The 9,690-nt window shown below is 38.6% G+C and carries 9 protein-coding genes; 1 reads left to right on the plus strand and 8 read right to left on the minus strand.

Going from position 1 to position 9,690, the window contains the following annotated elements; translation table 11 throughout:
- Nucleotides 1-14: 14 nt before the first annotated feature.
- The 6 genes from IEV91_RS09595 to IEV91_RS09620 form a co-directional block, all read right to left on the minus strand.
- A complete protein-coding gene (locus IEV91_RS09595) occupies nucleotides 15-980 on the minus strand; it encodes a hypothetical protein (RefSeq protein ID WP_188497209.1) in 966 nt (321 codons plus the stop codon).
- Between the two features lie 48 nt (nucleotides 981-1,028).
- Nucleotides 1,029-2,225 carry a glycosyltransferase family 4 protein gene (locus IEV91_RS09600; RefSeq protein ID WP_188497210.1) on the minus strand — a complete coding sequence of 399 codons (1,197 nt, stop codon included), beginning with the start codon at nucleotides 2,223-2,225 and terminating at the stop codon, nucleotides 1,029-1,031.
- A 25-nt stretch (nucleotides 2,226-2,250) separates the two neighbouring features.
- The gene (locus tag IEV91_RS09605) at nucleotides 2,251-3,078 is read right to left on the minus strand and encodes a WcbI family polysaccharide biosynthesis putative acetyltransferase (protein ID WP_188497211.1); all 828 of its coding nucleotides are present in this window, start codon (nucleotides 3,076-3,078) and stop codon (nucleotides 2,251-2,253) included.
- 609 nt (nucleotides 3,079-3,687) lie between these two features.
- The gene (locus IEV91_RS09610) at nucleotides 3,688-4,218 is read right to left on the minus strand and encodes a DinB family protein (protein WP_188497212.1); all 531 of its coding nucleotides are present in this window, start codon (nucleotides 4,216-4,218) and stop codon (nucleotides 3,688-3,690) included.
- Nucleotides 4,219-4,309: 91 nt separating this feature from the next.
- Nucleotides 4,310-5,269, minus strand: a complete 960-nt coding sequence (locus tag IEV91_RS09615) for a TRM11 family SAM-dependent methyltransferase (protein ID WP_188497213.1) — start codon at nucleotides 5,267-5,269, stop codon at nucleotides 4,310-4,312.
- Nucleotides 5,270-5,385: 116 nt separating this feature from the next.
- Complete coding sequence (locus IEV91_RS09620; RefSeq protein ID WP_188497214.1) at nucleotides 5,386-5,940, minus strand: TetR/AcrR family transcriptional regulator; 555 nt, start codon at nucleotides 5,938-5,940, stop codon at nucleotides 5,386-5,388.
- Between the two features lie 146 nt (nucleotides 5,941-6,086).
- Here IEV91_RS09620 and IEV91_RS09625 point away from each other — a divergent pair, with 146 nt between their 5' ends.
- Entirely contained in the window at nucleotides 6,087-6,845 is a 759-nt protein-coding gene (locus IEV91_RS09625; protein WP_188497215.1) for an SDR family oxidoreductase, read from the plus strand.
- Nucleotides 6,846-6,989: 144 nt separating this feature from the next.
- Here IEV91_RS09625 and IEV91_RS09630 read toward each other — a convergent pair whose 3' ends face one another.
- Both IEV91_RS09630 and abc-f read right to left on the minus strand, forming a co-directional pair.
- The gene (locus IEV91_RS09630; protein ID WP_188497216.1) at nucleotides 6,990-7,823 is read right to left on the minus strand and encodes an SPL family radical SAM protein; all 834 of its coding nucleotides are present in this window, start codon (nucleotides 7,821-7,823) and stop codon (nucleotides 6,990-6,992) included.
- Between the two features lie 47 nt (nucleotides 7,824-7,870).
- Nucleotides 7,871-9,502, minus strand: coding sequence for a ribosomal protection-like ABC-F family protein (gene abc-f / locus IEV91_RS09635; protein ID WP_188497217.1), 1,632 nt, complete (start codon nucleotides 9,500-9,502; stop codon nucleotides 7,871-7,873).
- Nucleotides 9,503-9,690 lie beyond the last annotated feature (188 nt).

A 9,690-nucleotide genomic window follows, 5' to 3' on the forward strand; every position in this document is an offset into this window, starting at 1 on the left:
CGTTATTCCAATTTTCAATGCAAATGAATCGAAAAAATACTGTTGAGCCCGTAATCCTCTAACGGTAATTGCCATAGTAGTCTTTTCTTTTTTAAATCATAACAGGCGACCCTTGTAGGTAAAACACCGTAGCCGGCCCTACTCCTGCCCTCTCCTTCATTACCAGCTGAGTTACTCGGTCGTAATCTAGAAAAACCAATAATCACTTTATTGTTATTAAGCACCTGGATTCCTCTACACCATCCAAGGGGCTTATTATAATTTGTAAATTTCGTTAAATCGCGTATCGCTCTAATTCTGTAGGTGCGAGCATCGACAATGACAACCGTGCCATCAACCCGAGTGAAGTAGATAAAATTACCAACGACAACGCCGTCATGAATTAAGGCCTTGCCAATATATATACGCTTAGATGGATCGGTTAAACAAATGACATCTTTTTGTAAGCAACGTGTCGCCCAAACATGACCATTTAATTCAAATACATAATTAGGATGCGCTTCATGTGGTTTAGTGGTTGGGACTTTTCTGTAATCTATATTTTTAGAAAATCTTACCCATGGATCTTTACCTAACACATTCCATTCCTCTAAAACGTCTCCTTCATAATTGATCTTCAAGACCAAATCCAATCCCGTGCTTACGACCAAAAGGTTTCCATCTTTTGATGGTCGAACATGGTGGAGGTCATTAAAGCAAGGTAATGAAATATAGTGTAATTGTTTGAAATCTGGAAGTGAGTAAACAATGACTTCAGTCTGTGTACACGTGTAAAGTCTATTACCTTCGACTGTCCCTGCTTTAAAAAGAATGGACGGGTCTGGCTCGGGACAAACGTTTTGAGGAGAAACATAGTCTAAGCAAGGTTGAACGTGCATATTCTCAAGATCGACCTTCAAAATTTTCCCCTTTTGAAATTGTCGCCACTCTTCTTGGATTTCCCCTTTTTGCTGACCTCCTAATATATATAAATAGCTCATTATACATCACCCTCTTTAAATCTATTCTAGCTAGACAAACAAAAATGGTTAAGAGTGGAGCTGTTCTTGAAAGACTGAAATCGTCTCATCAATCATGCGATTTAAATTCCATTTTTTCATAGCCCATTCTTGTCCGTTTGTTCCAAGGGAGTTTCTCAGTGCTTTATGATTCACTAATCTTTTTAAATTGGTATATAAACCTTCAGCACTTTTTGCAGGTGCCAGCAACCCTGTTTTTTTATCCTGTATCATTTCAGGAATTCCCCCTACGGCTGTAGCTACTATTGGCTTTCCTGCAAGCTGAGCTTCCATTACCGCAAAAGGTTGGTTTTCCTGCAAACTTGAGAGGACAACAATATCTGCTCTTTTTAATAGGGCAGGAACATTATTTTGATACCCAAGAAACACAACATGATCTTTCAAACCTAGAGTTTCGACTTGGGTTTTCAATTCTTTTTCTAAATGGCCATCACCGATCAGCCAACAAACCCAATGAGGGGTATCTTTTAATTTTGCGAGAGCTTCCAATAAATGTTCGTGTCCCTTAACTTTTGTCAGCCTTGCTGGACATACTATGACTGTCTTCTTAGGGTCGTGAGGAAAATGGACCGCTTCATCCATCTTTGCTTCAAATTGTTCAATATCCATCCCATGTGGTACAACCATGAGTTTATTAGCAGCAACTTTAAATGTTTCAACCATAAAATTTTTCATCCATTCAGATGGGACAATCCATAAGTCACAAGATCGGATAGCTTTCGATTCGTAATTGACTGAAAATTTATAAACTTGAGAGTCGCTGTTTATCTCACCTGCAAGTAATCTATTATAAATAGGCGTGCCGTGAATCATCCCAATAAGTGGGGTTTTTTTAGGTTTTACAAAGGACAACGCATAAGCCGTTTGAATATCTTGAGCGTAAATGACATCGTATTGTTCTAATCCAAAGGCTAAAGCCACATCACCATAAATATGCCGATCCGTTTCTACCTGTCTAAAATAGGGATCTAATCGGGCGAGTTGGCTAATTCTTTTTTGAATCTCAGGTTTAAGTTTATATTGTAATTTTCTTGAATCAAAACTATGATGATGCTCATTCAAGAAAAAACGAGAGATTGAGTGACGTGCAAGTAAATCAACTTTGTGTCCCTTGCGTTCAAGTCCATGCTTTAACTGACTAATATACGCCGAAACGCCTCCAATATTGGGATATTTAAATCGTGATGCAATAAGAATCTTCATCATTGAAAAATTCCCTTCTTAAAATAATCTATAGATGTTCATATAAATGTTTATTTTTTTTAAGGAACTCAATGTGTTTTTTCATATAGTTAGAAAAATTCATCGGCATATTATTGTAGGCTGTAAACTTATCTTCAGGCTTGGCAAAGGTTAAGTTCAATTGTTTCATAACACTAGGATAGATAGGCAAAATATGCCTCCTGAAATCCGTATGATGGACGATATAACCTATTTCTTTAGCTGGTAACCCAATTTTAGATAGAATTTTCATGGCTACATATCGAATCACATGGTAATTTGGATGATTCAGAGTGAAAAACAAATGAACGTCTTGATAATGCCGTTCGATAAAATTATCCAAAGTGACATCAAGTTCACTTGAACGTCTCTTTAATTCATTCAGGCTAGCCTGAACATTCGTTTTCAGTTCCTTTGCTGAATAAAAATTCTCATCAGAGATAATGGAGAGTATTTCTGAATCACTTTTTCCTTCCTTTAATAATTCAACGACATTTTTATCAACATAGGGTTTAATCCCTTTAGCAAACTGTGGATGATAACCCGTAAAATAAGAAACGGGAAAAGTAATGGTTGTACATTTATCAGGCAACTGTTTTAAAATGTAATCCGTTGAAAGGTAAGGACCAAAAGTGTTGCTCACTTTTTGGTATAAGAACAAATCACAATCTTTTATTTCTTTTAATTGACTCTCATTCAAGCCTGTTTTAGGATCACATAGATGAACAGGAGGGACTTCAATCATCGTGTAGGCTTCTCTAAAGGATTTTGATGACATTAAATATTGACGTATAGGATCTATTTGACAGTTCCCATAAACAAGACATTTTTTTTTCAAAAAAAATCCTCCTTAATGATTGATGTTCACTTATGTCAATAGCATATGAGTGGTTCAAAAGCATTGTGAAATAAATAGACTCATACGCTTAAAAATAGGTTAATGAAATGATAAAAGAGTGTATGAGTTAGTCACTTCCTAAAATGTGCGAGTTAAGGCGTTATTCTTGTAACAATGCAAGAATTGGTAGAGTTTTTCAAAACCCTTCAGGGTTGAGTCATTTAGTCTAGGAACTTAAGAGGATTAATGAGGAAGATAAGCTGAGATGTTGATGAGCTAAATAAAAAATGACACTCTAAGACGTTCAAGTGTCAAAATAAGCAATCAAACTATATATGGACCTACTCTATAAAGAACAGTATGTTTTAAAAATTGATTTACCGCATCGCCACTATCCGATCATGCATCACGATGAAATGTTTGGCAAGAGGCGCCGTGCTTCGTCGGCCAATTTCATTTGTACAGATATAACTTGAGTCAAATGATTGATTTCCTTTTTTAATGCGTGTGACGTTTCTGGATTGAATGTTATTAAAGCTTGCATTAACTTTGGAACTTCCCAAGCACTTCTTAAAGCAACAGAGATACAATGGGCATTACCTCATCAATTTATTTTTGATATTCATTTTTTAATTCCCGCAGTAATTGAAATATTTGACCTCTATGATGCGCTTCATGTTCGATTAAATGATACACGACCCACTCAGGAGTAATTTCATACTGCTCTATCACTCTTGGCTTCCGCCAGTCTACAAGATCCATAGAACGAAAATGAGAAAGGAATACTTCCCGTACTTTACTGAGCCGATCAAAGTGGTTCTCTAGGCTCTCGCCCTCAATATGGCTTAAAAAGCCATCTTCCGTTGCGAATGCTACTGGGAACAAAGCTTTAATTTCGGGGTCCCACTCACTACAAAGAACCTCCTCATATAACCAATCCGCCTCAACCAAGGCAATATGATACAGTAATGAACCTATCGATTGTCTTTCTCCTAGTGTTGAATCAAGAAGTGATTGACTGATCCCTGTTAATTTTGTGATGATATCACGGCGAACCTCTTCTAACCCCCAAAGCCAACGGCTGATTTCTTCTTCTTTACATCCTGGCAGCACGGAGACGCTTAGCCTCTTTTTTTCCATACGTTTCCCTCCACGGTTCATGACTTTTATTTTCTATATTCTTCTTTCTATATTCTTCAAGGATCAAACCATCTCCTACACAGGGTGAGCATTATTCACAAACGATGACCTGCCGCTTAAACTTTGCTTTTAAGACATCACAGCGATCCACAATGTTAAATCCGGCATTCTTAATGATATCATCGATGGGCTCGACCGTTACAATGACCATCCTTTCAGTTAATTTCCTGGCACTCTGAAGCATTTCAAGCTGTTCTTCTTTTGAGACTACAGAGCATAAATTATAAGGCATATCAATAATGGCTACATTAAAATGACCTGACATTTCGCGGATATCCTTTAAGATGACGTCACCTTTTAGACCGAAATAGGCAATGTTTTCACGCGCGCCCTTCATCACAAGCGGATTATTATCACTTCCGACAATATCGATGCCCATTGATAAAGCCTCAACTAAGACGGTCCCGATCCCACAACAAGGATCAATGACCCTCAGGCCATTAGGGTTGGGAACGGCAATGTTGACAATAGCTCGAGCCACGCGCGTGCTCAGTGCGGTTGAATACTGATGGGGCTTCTTTTGATGGTGATACCAAAGGCTTTTATTTTCGAGATACGTACCGAATATCCATTGTCCTTTGAATTTCGCAAGAGCAAACACGATGTCTGGCTGTTTTAAATCAGCCGTTCCACGGATGCTAAGACCGACCTGCCGTTCTATTTTACGTCTTTCTTCATAGCCTATCTTTTCATGCGAATCGCCATAGACGAGATTCATAACCCTTACTTTAAAAAACAATGTCACAGCGGGCAATGCCTTTATTTTTTCTATAAGTTGTTCTAATGTCGCAGCTTTCAAAATGACACCTAATCTTTCTTTTATAAAAGGACTCCTGCTCGGATCAATCTTTAATGGACTTTCTATTATTTTAGCTTCAGTATCGACTTTAAAAAGCATCCGTCTCTCTAAGTAACATAAGGCAAGTTCTTCCTCGGGTCCTGAAAAAGTATAGATGTATGTCGTCGGTTCAAATTTTCTCGTTGATGTCATCCTTTACCTCCAATGTCCTAAAACCTCTTCTGATGAAATCAATTCTTCTTAAAAAATGTACACGTTTAAACTTTATAGTTCTGATAAATCAATATAAGGAGATCCTATCTACGAGCTCATTTTAAATTCAAAAACGTAACGAGCTGCTGATTTAAATAGCTGACACTATAAGAGAAATCGTGCTGGTACCAATCAATAATCATACCAATGATGGCATTGGCTTGGTAGGCACTAAATAATTCAAGGTTTACGCCTTCTGTTTCTAGTGACTGATTGTCTTCAAGAAGCAATTGCTTCACTTTGTCAAATAACAAATAATAATAGGTTAAAGGAACCTTTTTTGAAAAGACAATTCTATAGAAAGGCTGATATTTATCAATATGGTGAAAAATGCGGATCGTTGATGGATTCAACTCACTTGTTTTAAGCACTGTAACATAGCGATACGGTTCCTGATAAGATTGTGTCAAATCCTCTGTAATCTCTTTAAAGTACTCTCCAAACACATCTTCAACTTGTCCATAGTGCAAATAAAAAGTGCCCCTATTAATTTTAGCCTTCCTACATAATTCTGAGATAGAGACCATTTGTAAATCTTTTTCATTGAGCAAATCTAAGAGCGCTGTGTGCAACGCTTCTTTTGTTTTTATGATACGTAAATCTGTCCGCAAATTCTTTCACCTCTTAATGAACACAATTTTATCTTTATGTTAATTAATGTACATTTTCTTGTTTTTTTGCTTATTGTAAACGGTATCTTATATGATTATAATTTTTATTGTACAGTTGTTCAATAAAAATATAGGGGGCATTCCAAATGAGATTAGAAGGAAAAGTAGCTATAGTGACGGGTGCTGCTTCAGGTATGGGAAAAGCCATTGCCAAAGGTTATGCAAAAGAAGGAGCAAGAGTCGTTGTTTCCGATCTCAACTTAGAAGGTGCGCAAAAAGTCGTTGAAGAAATTCAATCCACTGGTGCTGAAGCGATTGCCGTAAAAACAAACGTAGCTTCGGAAGAGGAGTTACAACAGCTTTTCAATGAAACAAAACAAACCTTTGGCACTTTAGATATTCTTGTCAATAATGCCGGTATTATGGACGGTATGGAGCCTGTGGGGGAAATTTCTGACGAACGCTGGGAAAAAGTCTTTGCTGTAAATACGACAGCTGTCATGAAATCAATGCGTCTCGCTGTCAATCTCTTTTTGGAACAAGGTTATGGAACTATCGTCAATAATATCTCAGCTGGTGGCCTATACGGTGCCCGTGCTGGTGCGGCGTATACTGCGTCTAAACATGCCGTCGTCGGGTTAACAAAAAATACAGCCTTCATGTATGCCAATAATAACATTCGCTGTAATGGCATCGCGCCTGGAGGCGTCGAAACGAATATTGCTTCGAGTATGACTAGTCTCAGTGAATTCGGTGCTAAGCGCCAAGCATTAGGAATGGCCATTAATCCTCGTACTGGCCAACCAGAAGAAATCGCACAGTTAGCCATTTTCTTAGGGTCCGATGAAGCCAGCTTTATCAATGGACAAGTTGTTACTGCTGATGGTGGCTGGACAGCTTATTAATGCCTATTGTGCTTATTGCATAGAAAAAGGATAGTGTGTAGGCTATCCTTTTTCTATCACTATTGAAACATCCCTCTCTACTTTCCGTTCCTACATCTCCTAAAATTGGACATGCTATCGATCAAGCTCCCGTTTCTAAAAAAGTCATTTTAAAAAGGCCTCCGTTTTAGACACGCGCACCTTATCACTAGAAAAATACTTTTTAAAATAGCTTTCGACCTTGAGATGTAAGTCTTTAAAATACCATTTCGATAAATCATTTTCACTAAATAATTGCGGCATGCCTAATCGTTCTGAGCGCTTCCCTCTTGCCCCATCCCCAATACTAAGTGTATCTATCCAAATATGGTCCGCAATATCTTCTAGTACTTTTGGAAAGTCTCTTGTAAAGGGTAAGACTGGTGAAAGTGAGGCTTGGGTAGTAATTCCTGCATCATGCACTGCTTTTAAGGCGTTGAGCCGGATCTTTATCCCCGGTGCTAGAGGCGCAAAGAGTTTCTTCATATCCTCTCGATCGGTTTCAATCGTCATCGATACAAGTACCTCGCATTTTTCTTTCAATTGCATTAATACATCAATATCTCTTGTGATGAGGGGAGAACGCGTTTGAATTTGAAGGAAATCAGGAGGATGTTGGACCATCTCCTCTAATATCCCTCTTGTGATAGTGACCTTCCGTTCAATGGGTTGATAAGGATCTGTAGCTGAAGACATAAAAATATTGACAGGCTTTTGCTTTTTACGAAGTTTCACAATTTCCTTTTGGTAATTATCAGCGGCATTGGTTTTTATCTCTAACCAATCACCCCAAGGAAGATCTTTAAACTTTTGAATTGGCATTTCTCTTACATAACAATATTTACAGGCAAAAGCACAGCCACTATAAGGGTTCAAAGAATGGGTAAAGCCAACATCTAAATACCCCTTTGCTTCAGTAAGAATTTTCCTAGCCTGAATTTCCTTTTTATTGATCTTCAAGACAAACCCTCCTTTGCGTTCATCCTACATTTAAATCAAATCAATGTTTATAATAGCTTGTTAATCTTTTTCGTTAGCGCATTGAATTTTTCATCGAGTTCAACATAGGTTTTATCCTTTGGGGTCATAAAACTTAACTTTCCTAGTATTGCCTGTCTCTCTGTTTCTAGTTTTAAGCGTAAGGCTTCTTGGTCTTCCTCTATTATTGAAGAACCCTCTCGTTGCTTCTTGATCAGATGGCAGCTGATCACCAGTTGATCATTTGTCGTCTTTTCAAGAAAATAACGGTCATGGGAAACAATCAATAGCGTCCCTTGATACTGAGCTAACGTGTCTTCGAGCTGTTCACGCGATGGCAAGTCAAGATGGTTAGTGGGCTCATCTAAAATAAGAACGTCTTTCTCTTCTAGAATGTATGCCATTAATTTGCATTTCACACGTTCACCCATACTCATATTTCTAATAGGTTCAGTCCATTGCGAAGCTAAAAAGCCTAAGTGTTTCATCAGGTTTCGGACCTTCCCTCGTGCTTCATAGGTTTCTTGATAAAAAAGCTGTTCGGGTGTTTTGTCGAGAGGTAAATCAAAGACCTCCTGTGTTAAGTAGCCGACATCAGCAGATGGTGAGACCCATACTTCACCTTCTGCCTTTTCCTGACCCAAAATGATTTTCAATAAAGTCGTTTTTCCGCTTCCATTTGGACCGATGATGGCAACCTTTTCTCCATGTTGAATAGTAAAATGAACATTTTTAAATAGTGTCTGGCTGTCGAAAGCCTTGGTTAAATTCTTCACTTCTAGAAAGTGTTTTCCCACCTTAGGATGAGCGCTGATTGAAAAGTTGACCTTATCCTCTTTATCAACACGTTCAATCTTAGCTGTCTCTAGCTCCTTTTCTAGCCGTCTCCGTTTGGATTTAACTTGAGCATCCATCCGTTTAGCCTTAACCCGATAATATTCTTTTGTTCCTTCTTGTTTAGTCGATTGAGCATGCGCTTTTTGCGACCAAGACGATAGGGCATTTAGTTGTCCTTCTATGCGTTCAACCTTCTTTTGCTGACTATCATATTCACGCTGTTGGGTCAATCTCGTGTGTTCACGCGCTTCTATATAACTTGTATAGTTGCCTTTATGTGCAAAAAGCCGCCCTCCCTCAATAGCCCAAATTTTTGTAGCAATCTTGTCCAAAAAATAGCGATCATGGGAGACCACAATCATAGTCTTTCTATTGTGCTTTATTTGTTGGATAAGTGTTTCTGTACTTTGCTCATCCAGGTGATTGGTGGGTTCATCTAGTAACAACACATCGGCGTTCGCTGCAAAGCCCTTAGCGAGACGCGCTTTCAATTTTTCCCCTCCGCTTAATTGTTTAAAATTATGTGTAGGGACATGCCATTTTTCAAGGAGCTTAACTTCCATTGTACTCATATCTTCAAAAGTAAAAGATTCCGCCTCCTGTTCAACTATGACTATGTTGAGATGCTTTTGCGGAGCCTCGATATGCCCCTCCGTCGGCATCCAATCCCGATGCAATAGTTGCAACAATGTTGATTTCCCTGCACCATTTTTTCCGATGAGACCAATGACATCCCCGTGTTGGACACTAGCGCTGATAGCTTCAAATACTGATACACCGCCGATTTCATAGCTCACATTAGATAACTTTAAAAGTTCTTTCACATTACCTAGCCCTTTCTTCAATGGGAGGAAAGCAAGCACAAGATAGCCACATTAGCAATGACATCTCGTGTTTTTATAAAAGGTTCAGATATACAATAGTGTGTTGCTTTTACTATAGATTCCGACGTAACTACCGCTACGGAAATACACTCCGCTTTCCGCGGGCGGCTGGTGAGCCTCCTCACGCT

The sequence above is a fragment of the Pullulanibacillus pueri genome (assembly GCF_014639255.1).
In the GTDB taxonomy this organism is placed as follows: Bacteria; Bacillota; Bacilli; order Bacillales; family Sporolactobacillaceae; genus Pullulanibacillus; species Pullulanibacillus pueri.